This window comes from Kitasatospora sp. NPDC003701 (genome assembly GCF_053587085.1).
Window position 1 is genome coordinate 38,486 of record NZ_JBSFNM010000002.1, and the last position, 19,080, is coordinate 57,565.

At 74.7% G+C, this 19,080-nt stretch carries 15 protein-coding genes and 1 tRNA gene; 8 read left to right on the forward strand and 8 right to left on the reverse strand.

Features of this window, described 5'->3' with window-relative positions:
- Positions 1–184 precede the first annotated feature (184 nt).
- The 3 genes from ACWDRR_RS02320 to ACWDRR_RS02330 are packed head-to-tail and all read left to right on the forward strand — an operon-like array spanning position 185 to position 2,664.
- On the forward strand, positions 185–988 hold the full coding sequence (locus ACWDRR_RS02320) for an ABC transporter ATP-binding protein (protein WP_449770527.1): 804 nt from the start codon (positions 185–187) through the stop codon (positions 986–988).
- Entirely contained in the window at positions 975–1,877 is a 903-nt protein-coding gene (locus ACWDRR_RS02325; protein ID WP_449770289.1) for an ABC transporter permease, read from the forward strand. The genes ACWDRR_RS02320 and ACWDRR_RS02325 overlap by 14 nt, the downstream gene beginning before the upstream one ends.
- A 10-nt stretch (positions 1,878–1,887) precedes the next feature.
- Entirely contained in the window at positions 1,888–2,664 is a 777-nt protein-coding gene (locus ACWDRR_RS02330; RefSeq protein ID WP_449770290.1) for a sirohydrochlorin chelatase, read from the forward strand.
- A gap of 24 nt (positions 2,665–2,688) precedes the next feature.
- Here the strand turns inward: ACWDRR_RS02330 and ACWDRR_RS02335 are convergent, their stop codons facing one another.
- The 4 genes from ACWDRR_RS02335 to ACWDRR_RS02350 all read right to left on the reverse strand — a co-directional run bounded on the left by ACWDRR_RS02335 (position 2,689) and on the right by ACWDRR_RS02350 (position 7,418).
- Positions 2,689–2,856, reverse strand: coding sequence for a hypothetical protein (locus ACWDRR_RS02335; RefSeq protein ID WP_449770291.1), 168 nt, complete (start codon positions 2,854–2,856; stop codon positions 2,689–2,691).
- Positions 2,857–2,911: 55 nt separating this feature from the next.
- Complete coding sequence (locus tag ACWDRR_RS02340; RefSeq protein ID WP_449770292.1) at positions 2,912–4,585, reverse strand: DEAD/DEAH box helicase; 1,674 nt, start codon at positions 4,583–4,585, stop codon at positions 2,912–2,914.
- 157 nt (positions 4,586–4,742) lie between these two features.
- On the reverse strand, positions 4,743–4,946 hold the full coding sequence (locus tag ACWDRR_RS02345; protein WP_329487154.1) for a cold-shock protein: 204 nt from the start codon (positions 4,944–4,946) through the stop codon (positions 4,743–4,745).
- A 297-nt stretch (positions 4,947–5,243) separates the two neighbouring features.
- On the reverse strand, positions 5,244–7,418 hold the full coding sequence (locus ACWDRR_RS02350; RefSeq protein ID WP_449770293.1) for an MMPL family transporter: 2,175 nt from the start codon (positions 7,416–7,418) through the stop codon (positions 5,244–5,246).
- Between the two features lie 534 nt (positions 7,419–7,952).
- Between ACWDRR_RS02350 and ACWDRR_RS02355 the strand changes: the two genes are divergently transcribed.
- The 5 genes from ACWDRR_RS02355 (at position 7,953) to ACWDRR_RS02375 (ending at position 14,041) form a co-directional block, all read left to right on the forward strand.
- Positions 7,953–10,199: an MMPL family transporter gene (locus ACWDRR_RS02355; protein ID WP_449770528.1), complete on the forward strand. Its 2,247-nt coding sequence runs from the start codon at positions 7,953–7,955 to the stop codon at positions 10,197–10,199.
- Between the two features lie 116 nt (positions 10,200–10,315).
- Positions 10,316–11,209 carry a phosphotransferase enzyme family protein gene (locus tag ACWDRR_RS02360; protein WP_449770294.1) on the forward strand — a complete coding sequence of 298 codons (894 nt, stop codon included), beginning with the start codon at positions 10,316–10,318 and terminating at the stop codon, positions 11,207–11,209.
- 135 nt (positions 11,210–11,344) lie between these two features.
- Positions 11,345–12,415 carry a polysaccharide deacetylase family protein gene (locus ACWDRR_RS02365; RefSeq protein ID WP_449770295.1) on the forward strand — a complete coding sequence of 357 codons (1,071 nt, stop codon included), beginning with the start codon at positions 11,345–11,347 and terminating at the stop codon, positions 12,413–12,415.
- 101 nt (positions 12,416–12,516) lie between these two features.
- Positions 12,517–13,890 (forward strand): hypothetical protein, encoded by a 1,374-nt coding sequence (locus ACWDRR_RS02370; RefSeq protein WP_449770296.1) that lies wholly within the window; start codon positions 12,517–12,519, stop codon positions 13,888–13,890.
- Between the two features lie 78 nt (positions 13,891–13,968).
- Positions 13,969–14,041, forward strand: a tRNA-Gln gene (locus ACWDRR_RS02375).
- Between the two features lie 139 nt (positions 14,042–14,180).
- Here ACWDRR_RS02375 and ACWDRR_RS02380 read toward each other — a convergent pair.
- From ACWDRR_RS02380 to ACWDRR_RS02395, 4 genes are all read right to left on the reverse strand, one after another.
- Entirely contained in the window at positions 14,181–14,882 is a 702-nt protein-coding gene (locus ACWDRR_RS02380; protein WP_449770297.1) for an exonuclease domain-containing protein, read from the reverse strand.
- Positions 14,883–14,975: 93 nt separating this feature from the next.
- Positions 14,976–16,244: a Dyp-type peroxidase gene (locus tag ACWDRR_RS02385; protein WP_449770298.1), complete on the reverse strand. Its 1,269-nt coding sequence runs from the start codon at positions 16,242–16,244 to the stop codon at positions 14,976–14,978.
- Positions 16,245–16,406: 162 nt separating this feature from the next.
- Positions 16,407–17,435, reverse strand: coding sequence for an N-acetyltransferase family protein (locus tag ACWDRR_RS02390; protein WP_449770299.1), 1,029 nt, complete (start codon positions 17,433–17,435; stop codon positions 16,407–16,409).
- A 117-nt stretch (positions 17,436–17,552) separates the two neighbouring features.
- Positions 17,553–18,830, reverse strand: a complete 1,278-nt coding sequence (locus tag ACWDRR_RS02395) for an SAV2148 family HEPN domain-containing protein (protein ID WP_449770300.1) — start codon at positions 18,828–18,830, stop codon at positions 17,553–17,555.
- Positions 18,831–19,080 lie beyond the last annotated feature (250 nt).

Sequence of the window (19,080 nt, forward strand, 5' to 3'; positions counted from 1 at the left end):
CGGGCGCTGCCGCGACCAAGCCCCGAGGTCCGGACCCCCGCCCGCCCGATCGATGCCCAGTCGATGCCCCCAGCTCACGGGACGGGCGGGGCCCGGACCCCGGCTCCGAGAGTTCGCCACCCTCCCTCCTCACCCGCCGACGGCCGAGGAGGGGCCCATGACCACACCTGCAGGAGGTGCCCGGATGTCCCCGGCACTGACCACCTCGGACGACGCCGCCGGCGTCGGCACCCGCGACGGCTCGCCCGCCGTCCGGATCTCGCACGTGCACAAGTCCTTCGGCCGCCCCGGCGCGCAGACGCACGTCCTGGACGACATCACCCTCGATGTCGCACCCGGCGAGTTCGTCACGCTGCTCGGTGCCTCGGGCTGTGGCAAGTCCACCCTGCTCAACCTGGTCGCCGGTCTCGACAAGCCCACCGCGGGCTCGATCGAGGTGACCGGGGGTCGCCCCGCGCTGATGTTCCAGGAGCACGCGCTGTTCCCCTGGCTCACCGCCGGGAAGAACATCGAACTCGCGCTCAAGCTCGCCGGGGTGGCCCGCCCCGAGCGCCGGCCCGAGGCCGAGCGGCTGCTCGAACTCGTCCGCCTGGGCGGCTCCTACGGCAAGCGCGTGCACGAGCTCTCCGGCGGCATGCGCCAGCGCGTCGCGCTGGCCCGCGCGCTCGCCCAGGGCGCCTCGGTCCTGCTGATGGACGAGCCGTTCGCCGCGCTCGACGCCATCACCCGGGACGTCCTGCACGACGAGATCACCCGGATCTGGGCCGAGCACAAGCTCTCCGTCCTGTTCGTCACGCACAACGTGCGGGAGGCCGTCCGGCTCGCCCAGCGCGTGGTGCTGCTCTCCTCCCGCCCCGGCCGGGTCGCCCGCGAGTGGCGGATCGACCTGCCACAGCCGCGTCGCATCGAGTCCTCCGGCGTCGCCGACCTGTCCATCGAGATCACCGAAGAACTTCGTGGGGAGATCCGCCGCCATGGCCAGCACTGACAGCACCATCACCCTGGCCAAGGACCGGCCGGAGGACATCGCCGACGTCGGCGCCGGACTCGACGCGCTGGACGCCGTCCAGGTACGGCGCGTGCCGCTCGGCGAGATCCTGCGGAAGAAGGCACTGCCCCCGCTGCTGGGGCTGCTGCTCGTGCTGGCGGTCTGGCAGGGCGCCTACAGCCTCGAACTGACCTCCTCCTACAAGCTGCCGAGCCCCGCCGACGTCTGGGACTCGCTGGTCGAGCTCTGGGAGGCCGGGACGCTCCTCAGCATCGTCTGGACGAGCGTCTGGCGCGGCATATCGGGCTTCCTGATCGCCGTCGTGATCGGCACCCCGATCGGCCTGCTGGTCGCCCGGGTCAAGCCGGTCCGGGCCGCCCTCGGACCGGTGCTCTCCGGCCTCCAGTCGCTGCCCTCGGTCGCCTGGGTGCCGGCCGCCGTCATCTGGCTCGGCATCAACGACACGATGATGTACGCCGTCATCCTGCTCGGCGCCGTCCCCTCCATCGCCAACGGCCTGGTGGCCGGCATCGACCAGGTGCCGCCGCTCTTCCTCCGGGCCGGCCGCACCCTGGGTGCCACCGGCGTGTCGAACGCCCGCCACATCCTGCTGCCGGCCGCCCTCCCCGGCTACCTGGCCGGCCTCAAGCAGGGCTGGGCGTTCTCCTGGCGCTCGCTGATGGCCGCCGAACTCGTCGCCTCCTCCCCCGACCTGGGCCTGGGCCTGGGCCGGTTCCTGGAGAACCAGCGCGAGTCGTCCAACATGTCCGGCGTCCTCCTCGGCATCGTCCTCATCCTGTTCGTCGGCATCGCCATCGACCTCCTGCTCTTCGCTCCGCTGGAGCGCCGGGTGCTGCGCAACCGCGGCCTGCTGGCCTCCGTCAAGTAAGGCTCCTCCGATGCTCGAACGCCGGTTGTCCGCCGCCGCCACCCCGGCGGCGGACCGCCCCGCCCTGCTGCTGATCGCGCACGGCAGTCGCGACCCCCGGCACGCCGCCACGGTGGCCGCCCTGGCCGAGGAGGTCCGGGTGCTGCGCCCCGGGCTGGAGCTCGCCACCGCCTACCTGGACCACTGCGCGCCGCGGATCCCGCAGGTGGCCGGCCGGCTCGGCGCCCGCGCGGTCGCCGTCCCGCTGCTCCTCAACCGGGCCTTCCACGCCAAGCACGACGTCCCCGCCGCCTTGCGCTCGGCCGGCGCCGGCCTGCCGGTCGCGGACGTGCTCGGCCCCTCCCCGTTGCTGCTCGCCGCCCTGGACCGGCGGCTCGCCGAGGCCGGGCTGGACGTCTCCTCCCCCGCCGTCCGCGCCCGCACCGGCCTCGTCCTCGCCGCCGCCGGCTCCTCCGACCCGGCCGCCGACGCCGCCACCCGCGCGGTCGCCGCCAAGTGGCGCCGCACCCGGGGCTGGGCCGCCGTCGAGGTCGCGTACGCCTCGGCGGCCGGCCCCCGCGTGCCCGAGGCCGTGGCCGCCCTGCGCGCCGCCGGCGCCGCCCGGGTCGCCGTCGCGCCGTACCTGCTGGCCCCGGGCCGGCTCCCCGACCGGATCGCCGAGGCCGCCGCGGGCGCCGACCTCCTCGCCGACGTCCTCGGCCCCGCCCCCGAGGTCGCCGCCCTGCTGCTGGAGCGCTACGACGCCGCCGGCGCGCGGGCCCGGACGGCCCCCGCACTCACCGCCTGAACGCGGCGCGCCGACGCCCACGGCTCAGGCGTGGTCCAGGACGCCGTGCTCCCGGAGGTCGGGGGCGTGCCGGGCCACCGTGCGGTGGTCCGCATCGTCGTGGAGCACGACGAGCCCGCGGTACGCCGCGGTCGAGGCGACCACGAGGTCGCCGGCCGAGGCACTCCGGTGCTGTCCGGCGAGAGCCACCATGCGAACGGCCCGGCTCCCCCGATGCGGGGGAGCCGGGCCGTTCGTCCGGGAGGACTCAGTCGGCCTTGCGGCGCTGGCGGCCGGTGCCGTAGTTGCCGCCGGTCTTGGAGCCGGAGCCGGGCTGCGGACGGCCGGAGGAGCGGCCGATGAAGCCGGCGGCCTGGCGGCTGCCGCCACCGCCCTGGCCACCGCCGGCACCGCCGAGGCGCTGCTTGGGACGGGGGCGGCGCGGGTTGCCGTTCATGTCGACGTCGGCGGGCAGACCGGAGCGCTTGGCGGGGCGGCGGCGGGGTGCGCCGGCCTTCGCCTCGGCGGCCGGGGCGGCGGCCGGGGCCGGGACGACCACGGCGACGGGCACGCCGCTGGGAGTGCGGGCGCCGGTGATCCGGGTGAGCTCGGCGTCGCCCGGGCGGATCTTCGTCGTGGTCGGGCGGATGCCGGCCACCGTCATCAGCCGGTTGACCTCGCGCCGCTGGTCGGGCAGGACCAGGGTGACGACCGTGCCGGACTCGCCGGCCCGGGCGGTGCGGCCGCCGCGGTGCAGGTAGTCCTTGTGGTCGATCGGCGGGTCCACGTTGACGACCAGGTCGAGGCCCTCGATGTGGATGCCGCGGGCGGCGACGTTGGTGGCGATCAGCGCGGTCACCAGGCCGTCGCGGAACTGGTCGAGCACCCGGTTGCGCTGGGGCTGGGACTTGCCGCCGTGCAGGGCCGCCGCCTTCACGCCGTTGGCCAGCAGCTGCTTGGCGAGGCGGTCGGCGCCGTGCTTGGTGTGCACGAACATGATCACGCGACCGTCGCGCGAGGCGATGTGCGCGGTGGCGGAGGCCTTGTCGGCCGGGTCCAGCTGGAGCACGTGGTGGTCCATGGTGGTCACCGCGCCGGCCGACGGGTCGACCGAGTGGGTCACCGGGTCGGTCAGGAAGCGCTTGACCAGCCGGTCCACGTTGCGGTCCAGGGTGGCGGAGAACAGCATCCGCTGCCCGCCCTCGGCGACCTGCTCCAGCAGCTTGGTGACCTGCGGCAGGAAGCCCATGTCGGCCATCTGGTCGGCCTCGTCGAGGACGGTGATGGCCACGTCGCCCAGTCGGACGTCACCGCGGTTGATCAGGTCGTCCAGCCGGCCCGGGGTGGCGACCAGGACCTCGGCGCCACGGCGCACGGCGTTGGCCTGCCGGGTGATCGACATACCGCCGACGACGGTGGCGATCCGCAGGTTGACGGCGGTGGCGTACGGGGTGAGCGCGTCGGTGACCTGCTGGGCCAGCTCACGGGTGGGCACCAGGACGAGGGCCAGCGGGTGCCGGGAGTCGGCGCGCTTGCCGGCCGTGCGGGCCAGCAGCGACAGGCCGAAGGCGAGCGTCTTGCCGGAGCCGGTGCGGCCGCGGCCGAGCACGTCGCGGCCCGCGATGGAGTCCGGCAGGGTGGCGCCCTGGATCGGGAACGGCGCGGTGACGCCCTCGCGGGTCAGCGTGTTGAGGAGGCCCTTGGGCAGCTCCAGCTCGGCGAAGGTCGCCGCCGGGGGCCGCGAGGGGGTGCCCTGGACGACGGTGAAGTCGGCGGGCGCCTGGGCGGCGCGCGGGGCGCTGTTGCGGGGGGCGCCGCCGCGGGAGGCGCGGGGTGCGCCGCCGTTGCGGGCGCCGCCGCCGGTGCGGGGCTTGCGCGAGCGGTCGCCGCCGCGGTCGTTGGTGCGGTCGCCGTCACGGGGCGAGCGGGCAGGGGTGGTCACGGATTCTCCATCCGATGGGAGGCACAGCCCGGTCGGGGCTGGTCGGCCGTCGGGAAGGAGTTCGCCGCCCCGGCCGTTCGGCGGCATGCACGAGGGCCCGCACCGTGCGGTACGGGCCCTCGCTACGCGAGATCGCGAGTCAGCTCGGAAGCTGGACTCAGATGACGCGGATGTTCTCGGCCTGCGGGCCCTTCTGGCCCTGCGTGACGTCGAACTCGACCTTCTGGCCCTCGACGAGCTCACGGAAGCCCTGAGCGCTGATGTTCGAGTAGTGGGCGAACACGTCAGCGCCGCCACCATCCTGCTCGATGAAGCCGAAGCCCTTTTCGCTGTTGAACCACTTCACGGTGCCGGTAGCCATAACCGTCTCCTCAAAAAACTGGGGCATCAGAGCCCACACTTCGTGGACCCCAAGTAGCCGCGATCCCCATCCGGAGACTGAAACACCGGACAAAACAAATGCGCCTGTTGGGTTGAACCAGCAGGCGCACACAAACGTTCATGGGAACCAAAACTGCAACTGAGTCGACTGTAGCACGGCGACACCCCGATTGACCGGGGACTTTTTGCCTGGCACGTCACGTTTGGCGCCGCGCCGGAACGGGCACGCGGCGCCCGCCGAAGCGGACGCCGCGTGCTGTGCGGGGCGAGGGGGCGGTCAGCGCCGCCCGGCCGGCTCCGGCACGCCGTGCGAACCGGCCACCGGGGCCGCACCCGACCGGTGCTCGTCGTCCGCACCGTGGCCGGGCCACCAGGCGGCACGGCCGATCAGCGCGGTGAGCGCCGGGGTGAAGAAGAGCGCCATCACGAAGGCCGCCAGGGCGATGCCGAAGGCCATCGCGAAGCCGAACTCCAGCATGAAGACGTTGCCCGCGAGCATGAAGGTCGCGAAGGACGCCGCCAGGATGAACCCGGCCGCCGCGACCGTCGGACCGCCGTGGCGCAGCGCCTCACGGGCCGCCTCACGCGGGTTGCGGCCCGCGCGGGCCTCCTCCCGCAGACGGGCGATGATCAGGATGTTGTAGTCCGTCCCGATCGCCACCACGAAGAGGTAGATGAGGATCGGCAGCATGAACATCAGACCGGTCTCGCTGCCGATCTGCTGGAAGAGCAGGGTGGCGGCACCGAGGGTGGCCGTGAAGCCGAGGCCGACGGAGACCATCAGGTACCACGGGGCGACCACGCTGCGCAGCTGCAGGCCGAGGATGAGCAGGATCAGCAGACCCGCGATCGGGAAGACCAACTTGTAGTCGTGGGTCATCGCGAGGTTGATGTCCTTGTAGACGGCGGTCAGACCGCCGACCTTCGCCTCGGTGCCGGCCGGCGCCTGGCTGTGCGCGACCTCCCGCAGGTCGGTGAGCGAGTCGATCGCCGCGTTGCTGGACGGCTCGTTCTTGAGCAGGACGGTGAAGTCGGCCGTCGTGCCGTCCTCACTGAGCTGGGGCTTCGCCGCGACCGGGGACACCCCGGACACCGTGCTGAGCTTGGCCGCGTAGCTCTCGAAGGCGGCCGGGTCGAGCTTGGCGCCCGCGGTGCTGGTCAGGTAGACGTGGCTCGGGTCGGCCGCGCCGGCCGAGAAGCCGTTCATCAGCTTGTCCTGGACGACCATCGACTCCTTGTCCTTGGGCATGGAGCTGCCCGCCAGGTCGAAGGTGCCGTTGTAGCCCAGGGCGCCGGCCGACAGGGCCACCAGCACACCGCCGGAGGCCAGGGCCACCAGGGCGGGGCGCTTCTCCACCATCCGGCCGAGCGCGGCGAACCGCGCGTTGCTCGGCTCGTTCATCCACTTCTTGCCCGGCCAGAACACACCGCGCGCCGGGATGACCGCGAGCACGGCCGGGGCCAGGGTGAGCGAGGCGAACGCGGTGACGACCACCGCGATGGCCAGGGCCGGGCCGAGGGCCTTGAACATGCCGAGGCTGGAGAGCACCAGCACCGCGAAGGCGACGGTGACGGCGCCGGCCGCCGAGGCGATCGCCTCGCCGACCCGGCCGACGGCGTTGGCCACGGCCTCCTTGCGGTCGTCACCGGCCCGCAGCCGCTCGCGGTAGCGGAACGCCAGGAAGAGGAAGTAGTCGGTGCCGACGCCGAGCACGACGACGATCAGGATCGCCGACAGCACCGGGGTGCTCTCCAGGCCGAACGCCTTGGTCGCGTACGCGATCACGCCGTTGGCCGTCGGCATGGCGACCACCAGCGAGATCAGCACCGGCAGGATTCCGGCCAGGATGCTGCGGAAGATGATCCCGACGATGATCGCGACCAGCAGGACCGTCGACATCGCGATGAGGGCGTCGGCCGAGCCGGAGGACTCCTTCTGGTCCAGGGCCTGGGCGGCGGCGCCACCGAGCTGGAACTTCAGGTCCGTCCCCGAGGCGAGCGACTTGCCCTCCTCCCGGAGGTGCTTGGCGGCCTCGCCGAAGTCCTCGGACTGCTGCTTCGCCTTGTCGATGGCGATCGGGGCGAGCGCGTACTTGGCGTCCTTGGACGTCGTCTGCTCGCTGACCGGGATGATCTTCTCGACGTCCGCGATCTTCTTGTCCGTGAGACCCTGGACGATCTTGGCCATGGCGGCCTTGTCGGCGTCGTTCATCGCGCCGCCGTCATTGCGCTCGAAGAGCGCCAGTGCGGAGGGCGTGAAGCTGGCCGGGAACGCCTTCTCCTGGAGCGCCGAGGCCTGGATGGACTCGTAGTGCTTGGGGAGGAAGGAAGCCTCGTCGGTCTGGGCCGTGATCGTCGGCGCACCGGCCACGATCGCGATCATCGCGACAACCCATGCCGCGATCACCCACCAGGCGCGACGGACGACGAAGTGTCCTAGTCGGTGGAACATGCTCGTGATGCCTCCTGGGCATGGTTCACCGCAGCCCTTGGGGGACGGGACGTCGGGCGACGGAGGACCGGCAGGGCATGGCGACGAGGCCCGCCCCTAGCCGGTCGGCAGGTAAGTGAGATGAGGACATCATCCTACGAGAACTTGCTTGCCGCCCGGCAAGCAACCCCCCGTAAGCCGGCCCCCGTGGGGACGCCGAACAGCGGCCCCGGACCATTTTCACCCGTCGACCGGCCCGCCCACCTCGTGCTCCGGGTGGAGACAGCTCCCCCTCAGGGTGGAGTTCGCACCCACCCTGAGGGAGGAGAAATCAGGGTTCCCCGGTAGGGATAACCCCACCCCCGACCCCTGGGAGCCCCCCGGGGCAACTCCCCCGCCAGCCGGATACCTGCCCAACAGCCGCTTCCCTACTGTCGGTTGCGACGCCGGACGCGCAGCCGGCGCCCGATTCCGGCGGCCCGCTCGCCGGCTCCGCGCTCACCCGGCGACGACCGCCGCTCTCCCAGGGGGACTTCCGTGAAAACCAAGCTCGGCATGGCTGCCGCGATGGGCGCCTGGAGCGCCCGGCACAGACGGACGGCCATCTTCGGCTGGCTGCTCTTCGTCGTCCTCTCCGCGTTCCTCGGCGGACTGCACGGCAGTACGGAGGTCGCCGACTCCGAGGCGATGCCCGGCCAGGTCTCCCGCGCCGCGCGGATCCTCGACGAGGCCGGGCTCAAGGCCCCCGCGAGCGAGACCGTCCTGATCCAGACTGCCACCGCGACCGCCGACGCCCCGGCCTTCCGGGCCGCCGTCGAGCAGGTGGTCGCCGGCGTGACCGGCACCGGCCGGGCCACCGACGTCCGCTCCCCGTACGACACCGGGGCGGTCTCGGCGGACCGTCGCTCCGTCCTCGTCCAGCTCGACGTCAAGGGCGACCGGGAGGAGGCGGCGGAGAACGTCACGGCCGTCCTGGACGCCGTCGCCGCCGTCCAGCGGCAGCACCCGGACCTCACCGTCGCCGAGCTCGGCGACGCCAGCTCCGGCAAGTGGATCGACGAGCAGTTCTCCAGCGACTTCACCCGCGCCGAGTGGACGGCCGTCCCGCTGGCGCTGGGCATCCTGCTGATCGCCTTCGGCGCGCTGGTCGCCGCCGTCCTGCCGGTCGTCCTCGCCGTCACCGCCTTCGTCGCGGCCGGCGGACTGGTCGCGCTCAGCAGCGGCGTCCTGCACACCACGGACAGCGCCGGCTCGGTGATGCTGCTGGTCGGCCTGGCCGTCGGCGTCGACTACTGCCTCTTCTACCTGCGCCGCGAGCGCGAGGAACGGGCCGCCGGACGGGACCTGGAGACCGCGCTGAAGGTCGCCGCCGCCACCAGCGGCCGGGCCGTCCTGGTCTCCGGGGTCACCGTGGTGGTCGCCATGGCCGGCATGTTCCTCACCGGCATCGCCGAGTTCGAGGCCATGGCCTACGCCACCATCCTGGTCGTCGTCACCGCCGTGCTCGGCTCGCTCACCGTGCTGCCCGCCCTGCTGTCCGTCCTGGGCGACCGCGTCCAGAAGGGCCGCGTCCCGCTGCTCGGCCGGCTGCGCCGCCCCGGCACCGCCGCCACCGGCGGCCGGTTCTGGAACGCCGTCCTCACCCCGGTGCTGCGCCGCCCGCTGGCCGCCACCGTGCTGGTCACCACCGTGCTGCTCGGCCTGGCCGCGCCGCTGCTGACCATGCACACCGCCAACCTCACCTTCCGCCAGCAGCTGCCCGAGGGCAACGCGCTGGTCGCCGTCTCGGAGAAGATCGAGGCGGCCTTCCCCGGCAGCCCCGCGCCGGCCTCGGTGGTGATCAGGGCCACCGACATCGACTCGCCGGCGATGACCGCCGCGATCGCCGACCTCCGGGCGAGGGCGCTGGCCGACGGGCGGATGCACGGGCCGGTGGACGTCACCGTGCACCCCGGGCAGAACGTCGCCACCGTCGACATCCCGCTCAACGGCAGCGGCAACGACGCCACCAGCAATGCCGCGCTGAAGAGCCTGCGCGAGGAGCTGGTGCCCGCCACGGTGCTGCGGGTGCCCGGCACCGAGGCGCCGGTCACCGGGCGGACGGCCGGCTCGCACGACTTCAACGAGCGGATGACCGGCTCGATGCCGCTGGTCCTCGGCTTCGTGGTGGCCTTCGCCTTCCTGCTGATGCTGACCACGTTCCGCTCCCCGGCCGTGGCCGCCACCGCCGTGGTGCTCAACCTGCTCTCGGTCGGCGCCGCGTACGGGGTGCTGACGCTGGTCTTCCAGCACGGCGTGGGCGCCGCCCTGCTGGGCACCGCCGGGGTCGGCGCGGTCGAGTCCTGGGTGCCGCTCTTCCTCTTCGTGATCCTCTTCGGCCTCTCGATGGACTACCACGTCTTCGTGGTCTCCCGGATCAAGGAGGCCCGCGACCTGGGCCTGCCGACCCGGGACGCCGTCGCGCACGGCATCCGCTCCACCGCCGGAGTGGTCACCAGCGCCGCAGTGATCATGGTCGCGGTGTTCGCGGTCTTCGGCACCCTCTCCATGCAGGCGATGAAGCAGATGGGCGTCGGCCTCGCGGTCGCCGTGCTGATCGACGCGACGCTGATCCGCGCGGTGCTGCTGCCCGCGGTGATGACCCTGCTCGGCGAGCGCAACTGGTACCTGCCCAGCTGGCTGCGGTGGCTGCCCGACCTCTCGCACGGCGGGACGGTGCGGGGTGCCGGGGCCGCCGCCGACCGGACCGCGGCCGACCGGAGCCTGGCGGACCGGGCCCGGCACCGCCGGGTCGGGGTCTGACACCCCCTTCCCCACCGGCCACCGGCCGCGGCCGGGCCCCGCATCACGCGGGGCCCGGCCCGCGTGCGTCATGATGATCACCGTCCTGGCGTCCCCGCGGAACGGAGCAGCCCCCCATGATCCCCTTCGACGAGGGCCGCGCCCGGCTGCTGCTCGCCCGGGCCTGCGCGTCCGCCGGCCTGCCCGACCCCGGCGACGCCCGGCTGCTCGCCCTGGGCGAGAACGCCGTCTTCGACCTCGGCGACCCGGCTGTGGTCGCCAAGGTCGGCCGCGGCCCCGAACTGTCCGACCGGGCCGGCCGGGAACTCGCCGTCGCCCACTGGCTCGCCGACCGGGGCATCCCGGTGGTCCGCCCCTACGGCGCCGTCGCGCCCGAGCCGCAGGTCGTCGACGGACACCCCGTCACCTTCTGGCACCGGCTCGCACCCGCCGAGCGGCCCGCCCGCCCGGTGGACCTCGCGCCGCTGCTGCGCGCCCTGCACCGGCTGCCGCCGCCGCCCTTCCCGCTCGCCCGGCGCGACCTGCTCGCGCCCGTCGAACGCTGGCTGGCCTCCGCCGACGGACACGTCGACCCCGCCGACGCCGCCTTCCTCCGGGACCGCCGCGACGGCTTCGCCGCCGCGCTGCCCGAGCTGCCCGCGCACCTGCCGGCCGGCGTGATCCACGGCGACGCGCTGCCGCGCAACGTCCACGTCGGGCCGGACGGCCCGGTACTGCTCGACCTGGAGTACGCCTCGCACGATCTGCGCGAGCACGACCTGGTGGTGCTGGCGCTCAGCCACGACCGGTACGGCGTCCCGGCCGAGGAGTACCGGGCGTTCACCGAGGCGTACGGCTGGGACGTCCGGGAGTGGACCGGCTTCGCGGTGCTCCGCGGGGCCCGCGAGACGGCGAGCGCCTCCTGGGTGGCGCAGCAGGTGCCGGGCAACCCGGCCGCGCTGGCGGAGTTCCGCCGGCGGGTCGACTCGCTGCGCGAGGGCGCCACCGAGGTCCGCTGGTACCCGTTCTGAGCCTGCCTCGGCCCCGCTCCCGGTGATGCCCGGCCGGGTTCGGCGCGCAACCGGGGGCGGCCCGATCGGCGTCTTGCAGGGCAGTCGCCCTGACCGAGGATCGGTACCCGCACCAGTACCTCAGGAGCCGCCGCCATGCCGGAGCACACCACCTCGCAGCGTTCCTCGCCCTCCACCCGGCACCGCCACCGGCTGCTCGCGGGCTGCGTCGCGGTGGCCGCCTCGCTGGCCCTGGCCGCCTGCGGCACCGCCAACGGCGCGCTCCGGCCCGAACCGAGCACCACCACCGCGCCGGTCACCCTCGCCCCGGCGCCGACCTCCGCGCCCGCTGCTCCGTCGGCGTCCGCGCCGGCCGCTGCGTCGCCGTCCGGGCCGCCCTCCCCGTCGGCGGCGCCGTCGAGCGGCGCTCCCGCCTCCGCCGGCCCGGGCAGCGCGCGCCCGACCTCGAAGTCCGCCACCCCTCGACCGACGACTCCCAGGGCCGCCACGCCCACCCCCAAGCCACCACCGCCGCCGTCCACCGCCCCGCCGAGCGCCCCGGCCACGACAGCACAGCCCGCCCCGACCGCTCCGCCCGCTCCGCCCGCTCCGCCCGCGAGCGGCGTGTCCACCGCGGTCGTCCGCTCCACCGCCTCCGGCGGGCGGACGGTGGCGCTCACCTTCGACGACGGACCGGGGCCCGCCACCGGCGAGGTCCTGGACCTGCTGGCCCGGTACGGCGTCAAGGCGACGTTCTGCCAGATCGGCCGGCAGGCCGCCGCCGACCCCGCCGTGGTCAAGCGGATCCGGGCCGCCGGCCACCGGCTCTGCGACCACAGCGTGACCCACCCGCAGCCGTTCGCCTCGCTCCCGCACGACAAGGCCGTGTACGAGGTCTCCGCCGCCCGGGACATGATCGTCCAGGCCGGCGGCCCGGGCACCGAGGTCCCCTGGTTCCGCGCCCCCGGCGGCGGGTTCACCGCCGACAACCAGCGCATCGCCGCCGACCACGGCCTGCGCCCGCTCGGCTGGTCGGTCGACCCGCGCGACTGGTCCCGACCGGGCGTCGCCTCGATCGTCTCCACCGTGCAGAGCCAACTCAGGCCCGGTGGCGTGATCCTGCTGCACGACGGCGGCGGCGACCGCAGCCAGACCGTCGCCGCGCTGAAGCAGCTGCTCCCCTGGCTGGTCGCCCAGGGCTACCGCTTCGACTTCCCCGCGCGCTGAACCCGGCGGCGTCCGGGGCCCGTTGACGGACGCCGCCGGGTCGGCGGCGGCGCGCCGATAATCGGTGGAGATCCGGTCGCGCCGCTGCCAGGGTGAGGCCCATGCCGTCGCCCACAGTCGAGCAGCTGCTCCGTGAACTCCATGACTCGCTCGCACTGCGCAGGCGTCCGGAGGATGTGGCCGGGCTCATCCAGGAGCTGTACGGCGCCCGGGGCACCCACCTCGATCCGGCGACCGGGGCGGCCCTCGCGAAGGCCGCCGAGCACTCGCTGCGCAAGCTCTGGCACGGCTACACCTCCATGCTGGAGGAGTTCGCCCGACCGGTCGGCGCACAGCGCCAACTCGCCCGGGCGGCCACCCTGTTCGCGAGCGTGCCGGCACTGCCGGACGGCGCCGGGGACGATCCGGCCCGGATCGAGGCGGTGATCCGCCGGGCCGGCGAGGAGATCTGCCGCGCCTACGGGCAGAACGACTTCGGCACGGACCGCCTCGACCGGGCCGAACGCACCGCGGCGGGCCTGGGCGAGATCTCCAAACGGCAGTACAACAAGCGCTTCCGCCTGCTGCGCCGGATGGAGGCCAAACTGGCGCGGCTGATCCACGAGCAGCGCCGGCGCGAACTGACCATGACCGGCAAGGGCGCACTCGCCCACACCCTGCCGTACGAGGTGTTCGCCGCGGACCCGGACGCGGCGGCCTTCATCGCCTACGTCACGGCGCGCGGCTACATGCGCAGCGTCTTCACCAACGGCCGGCAGCGCCAGGTCCACGACGAGATCGCCGAGGCCCTGTTCCAGCGCCTCCGGGCCCGCCCGGAGCAGACCTGCTGGTTCGCGGTCGCCCAGGTGCACCCCACGGCCGACGTGCTGGCCCACCTCTCCGACCAGGACATCGAACGGCTCCTGCTGCGGTGGAACGGCGTCCTGCGCCGGGCGGCCGACCTGCTGGCGGACGCCTGGGACCGGAAGCCGCTCGAGCGCGACACGATGATCGTGCGCCGCGGCAACGACTCCTCGACGTGGAACCAGGCCGCACAGGCCTGGAACACGGCGCGGGCCCACTGGCTCGCGCTGGTCACCGAACTGGGCCAGGAGGAGATCCTGGACCGCTTCTGCCCCGGCAAGGTGCCCCGCCTGATGGCGGCCGACGTGGCGTACTGGCACCGTGTCAGCGGCGGCGGACTGCACCCGGACACCTATGTCTGGGCGGAGCTGCCCCTGCCCTGGGAGGTGCTCCGGGGCGAGCGGGAGTGCCCGCGCCCGCTGGTCGAAGCAGCCTGCGCACGGCACGGGGTGGATCCGGTGGCCGGGGGCTGGACCGCCCCCAGGCCGGCCGCCCGGCCCGTCCCCTTCCGACGGACGCCCGAGCTGGTCCACGGAGTCGCCGTCGCCGACCCGCTGATGGCCGGCGCCATGCGGTCCGCGGGGATCTTCTCCGGCAAGGACAAGCGTGCCGCCGCCCGGGAGTGGCTCTGAGCGACGGCGGTTGCCGCCCGTGCCCGCCCCGGTAAATCCGTTGACCCCGCCGTGACGCCCCGCGAGGATCACCGTGGCGACGAGGAAGCTCTGTGGAGGAGCGCCCGGCTCTGATCCCGGGTGGACGCAGGTTCGAATCCTGCCCTCGTCGCCCTTCCTTGCCCTCGTCGCCCTTGCCTGTCCCCGGCTGCCCTCCCTGGCGGAGGGCCGGCTCGGCGCCGCCCAGCCGTACGAGGTCGAGCGCATCGCCCACAGCTGACCGCCGCCCCCGGCCGGTGACGTGGCGACGCTCAGCGCAGCGGCCAGCGCGGGTCGATGACGGCCTGCGGGTCCTTGCCGCGGCGGAGCCAGGCCTCCAGGCTCTCCGCCCAGGTGCGGTGCCAGTCGATCTGGCGGGTGTGCAGCACCGCGAGCGGGACGTCGCCGACCTCGGCCCGGTAGCGCTCGGCGAGGGCGACGGCGACCCGGACGGCGGCGAGGGCGTCGCTGCCGGCCTCGTGGGCGTCGGTCAGCTCGACCCCGTACACCTCGCAGACCCGCTGGAGGGTGCGCGAGCCCTTGCGGTACTTGTCCACGGCCCGGTCGATGACCAGGGCGTCGAGGACGGGCGCGACCGGGCCGCCGAGGCGCTCGGCCAGGGGGGCCAGGCCGTGGCGGCGCAGCTCGGCATCGAGCAGCGAGAGGTCGAAGGGGGCGTTGAAGGCGACCACCGGGTGGCCGGCGGCGAGCCGCTCGCACAGGGCGGTGGCTATCTCGTCCACCGCCCCCTTGGCCGGGCGGCCCTTGCTGCGGGCGAGGTCGTCGCCGATGCCGTGGATCGCCGCGGCCTCGGCGGGGATCGGGACACCCGGGTCGAGCAGCCACTCGGTGGCGCTCAGCCGGCGGGCTCCGACGGTGTCCACGAGGGCGGCCGTGACGATGCGGTCCACGGCCGGGTCGGTGCCCGTGGTCTCCAGGTCGAAGCCGACCAGTGGCTGCTGCCACCAGCTCATAGGGGTGTGTCCTTCCGTCCTGCTGGTCGAAACAGCCCCTATCATCGCCCGCCCCACCGACAACGCCGCCGGTGGGGCGGGCGGGCACCGCGCTCAGGCCCCCGCGAGCAGGCTCCGGCCCAGCCAGTCGGCGGTGTCCTGGACCCCGGGCAGGACGTAGAAGTAGCCGCCCCCGGTGGGGCGCAGGAAGCGGGCCAGCGGCTCGTCGGCGAGGCGGGTCTGGACGGCCTCGAACTGGCGGGCCACGTCCTGCTGGTAGCAGCAGAAGGCCAGGCCGAGCTCGGGTTCGCCCTGCTCGTCGAGGCCCCGGTCGTAGGTGAAGGCGCGGCGCAGGATGCGCTCGGCGCGGGTGGCGTCGGTGCGCGGGTTGGCGAGCCGGATGTGGGAGTCGAGGGCGATCACGGCGCCGTCCGGATCGTGCCCGAAGTCGGGGGCGTCGGTCTCGTTGGTGCGGCCGAGCGGGGCGCCGTCGGCCTTGCGGCGGCCGATGATCCGCTCCTGCCGCTGGAGCGCGACCTCGTCCCAGGGGCCGACCAGGGTGCGGATGGCGCGGATCACCTGGTAGCTGCCGCCGACCGCCCAGAGCGGTTCGCCGCTGTTCTCGCCGACCCAGACCAGCTCGTCCATCTGGCCGGCGGACCCGGTGTCGGGGTTCTCGATGCCGTCCTTGAAGCCGAGCGGGTTGCGGGCGGCTCCGGTGGGGCGGGCGCGGTTCTGGAAGCCGTCGAGCTGCCAGCGCGGGCGCAGCGCACCCTTCGTACTGCGCAGCAGGTCGCGCAGGGCGTGCTGGACGGTGTCGCGGCTGGTGGCGCAGATCTGCAGCGAGAGGTCGCCGTGGCACTCGGCGGGGCGCAGGCCGTCGTCGGGGAAGGCGGGCATGGCCCTCAGGCGCTTGGGCCTGAGGGCGGCGAGGCCGTAGCGGTCGTCGAAGAGGGAGGCGCCGACGGCCACGGTGACGGTCAGGTCGTCGGTGGGCAGGGTCGGCCCGAGGGTGCCGCTGTCGGCGGGGGCGGTGGCGGGGCCGAGGTCGGGCGGGGTGCCGCCGGCGGTGAGGAAGCGGATCCGGTCGGTGAGGGTGCGCAGCAGCGTCTCCAGCGCCTTGCGGTCGGGGGCCTGGACGGTGAGGGCGGCGAAGGTGCCGTAGCCGGGCGGCGGGTTGGTGATGCCGGCCTGGTGGACGCCGTGGAAGGGGATCCGGCCGGTGGCCGAGCGGGGGGCGGCGGCCGGCGGGCCGGCCTGGGCGGGGCGGGCGGTGCCGAGGGCGAGCGCCCCGGCGGTGCCGGCGCCGAGGGCGGTGCGCACGAAGCTGCGGCGCGAGGCGGCGGCGGGTGCGCCCGGTCCGGTCGTGTACTGACTGGTCAACGGCGGGCCTTCCAGGTCGTCGGGCGGGGCGGCGGCGGGAGCGGGCCCGGACGGCGCCGGGGCGGCGGGCGGGCAGGCCGGGGGGAGCCCCGGCGGCAGCTCCAGCGGTGGGGAGATCCCGGTCAGCGACCCTGAACCGGTCTGCTGATCATGAAATCGACGCTAGCAAGGCCCACGTGCCCCGCGCCCGCCCGGGCGCCCCGGCTGACCGCCCATCGGCTGAATACCGGCCGGTCGCCATCCGTCCGGCCTACGGAACGACCAGCGCGGCGGCCCGGCGTACGCGGTCAGCCGGCGGGCCTCGGCCCACACCTCGGCGTCGACCTCGCCCTCCGTCCGGTTGATGTACTCCAGCACGCCGTAGTCGTCGTCGAGCTGGGCGAGCACCTCGGCCGCCTCGGACTCGTGCCCGTACCGGCGGTGGACGGCGTCGGCCAGCTCCCTCGGCGTCAGCTCGCCGGTGAGCAGCCGGCCGGCCAGGGCCGCCAGGCCCGCCTCCTCGGCACAGCGGCTGTCCAGCGGGTGGAAGACCAGCCCGAGCTCCGCCAGCGCGGGCGGCAGGAGGTCGGCGACGCAGTCCTCCGCCTCGCCGTAGGCGCAGGCGGCGAGGATCCGCAGGGCCGGTGTGTCGAGCCCGGCGACCAGCGCCTCGCAGGCCGCCTCCACCACCTCGCGGGCCCGCAGCTCTCCGGTGCCCCAGAGCAGGGCCCGGTCCTGCAGCCGCGCGGCGGCGGGCGAGGTGACGGGCGGGCGGAGCAGGAAGACGTCCACCGGGTCCTCCGTCTCCAGGACGAAGCCGTGCCGCTCGTAGAGGCGGCGGGCGGGGCTGCCCCGGAGGACGTTCAGGCGGACCGGGTCGCCCGCGGCGTCGGCCTCCGCCAGGGCCCGCCGCAGCACGGCCGAGCCGAGGCCCCGGCCCTGGTGCCGCGGGGCGAGGTAGAAGTGCTCCAGCAGCCGGCCGCCCTGCTCGGCGGGGCGGACGGTGACGGAGCCCGCGAAGGCTCCGTCGACCAGCACGATCGACGTCCAGCGGGTGGAGAAGGAGTCGCGCAGCCGCCGGCGGACCCGGTCCTCGTCGTAGCGGCCGAGCCGTTCGAGGTCGGGGCGCAGCACCACGGCGCGCAGCTCGGCCACGGGGTCGACGTCGGCGGCCTCGGCGGCGCGCAGGCTCCAGGCGGGGGTGGTGTTCACCCGGGCAGTCTTCCAGCGGCCCGGGCGCTGGGACCAGCGCGTTTCCGGGAGCCCGCCCGAGGACCGCCCGCCCAGGCCCGCCGGCCGCCCGGGAGGGCGCCCGGACCCCCGGCCCGCTCAGGAGACCGGCCGGGAGTCCCCCCAGATGCCCTCGAACTCCTCGCGGTAGACCTCCAGCAGCCCGGCGTCCGTGCCGCCCGGTTGCTGGCCGGCGCCGCCGCGCAGCACCAGGGCGGGCGACTCCATGCCGCGGGCCCGGCGCAGGTAGGGCTGGACGACGCCGAGGTCGCGGGTCTGCCGGCGGGGCCCGCCGGTCTGGCCGGCCGGACGCGGGCCCTCGACCAGGTAGGCGGTGAAGCGCGGGGTCTCGTCGAAGACCCGGATCTCGAAGCCGCCCTGGTCGCGCAGCCGGGCCCGGACCCGGCGCACGTGCATGATGTTCATCTCGATCGAGCGGGCCAGTTCGCCGCGCCCGAGGCCCAGTTCGCGCTCGCGGCGGCGGACGGCGCTGCTCGCCGGGTTGAGGAAGAGCAGCCGGACCCGGCAGCCGTCGGTGGCGAGGCGGACCAGGCGCTTGCCGGTGTAGTTCTGGCAGAGCATGCCGAGGCCGATGCCGAGCGCGTCCAGCCGCCGGGCACCGTCCAGCAGGTCCTCCACCGGCAGGTCGCGCTGGAGCCGGACGCGGTCGGCGTGCACCGCGACCACGTCCGCGTACCGGCCGGCCACCAGGGATTCGACGACGTCGGCGGGCACGCCGCCGGTGCCGCCGTCCAGCAGGGCGAGCAGCCGGGCGGCGGCGCGTTCGGTCTGGGCGAGCACGGTCTGGGTGAGGACGCGGTTGCGGGAGACGACGTGCCGGGCGACCTCCAGCTCGTCCAGCGCCAGCTCTATCTCCCGGCGGTCGGCCAGGTACGGCTCGAAGCAGGGCCAGTGCTGGACCATCAGCTCGCGCAGCTGGGGCAGGGTGAGGAAGACCAGCGGGTCGTCGTCGGCCGGGTCGAGCAGGTAGCCCTTGCGGCGGCTGACCTCGCGGACGGCGCCGGCCCGGTGGGCCCACTCCTCGCCGGCCGGGCCGGCCGCGGCCGTCACCCAGTCCTCGCCGTGGGCGGGCGCGTAGATGGGGTAGAGCACCTCGTCGACGAGGGAGCGCAGCCGCTGCTCGACCAGGTTGAGCCAGACGTAGGCCCGCCCGGCCAGCCGGACCCGCTGGTAGGCGTCCTCCCACTCGCCGCCGGACCACGCGAGGGCCGGTATCTCGACCGGGCCGCCCTGGGCGGGCACCACGGCCCGGCCGGTCAGGGTGGGGCGCATGACGACCGTCGGGGCCTCGCTGCGGGCGCCGCCCCGGTCGGGGCCGCCGGGCCCACCGCCACGGCCGCCGGCGGGGTACACCATGCGCCACCTCACCTGATTGCTGCCGGAGCCGGTGCGTCTGCCGGATCGTCTGTCGGATCTTCGGTCGGGTCTGTCGGTCGGGTGCTGCCGCTCGGGTCCGTCGGTTCCTCTGCGGCCGCTGCCGCCGCGCCCCCTGATGGACCGCCACGGCGCGGGCGGCCGGACGATCAAGGGTACTGCCCGCCGCGAGGAGCCCGCAGCCGGTTGGCCGAGGGGAGTGCGCGCGCCCCGGCCGCCCCGTGCACCCCGG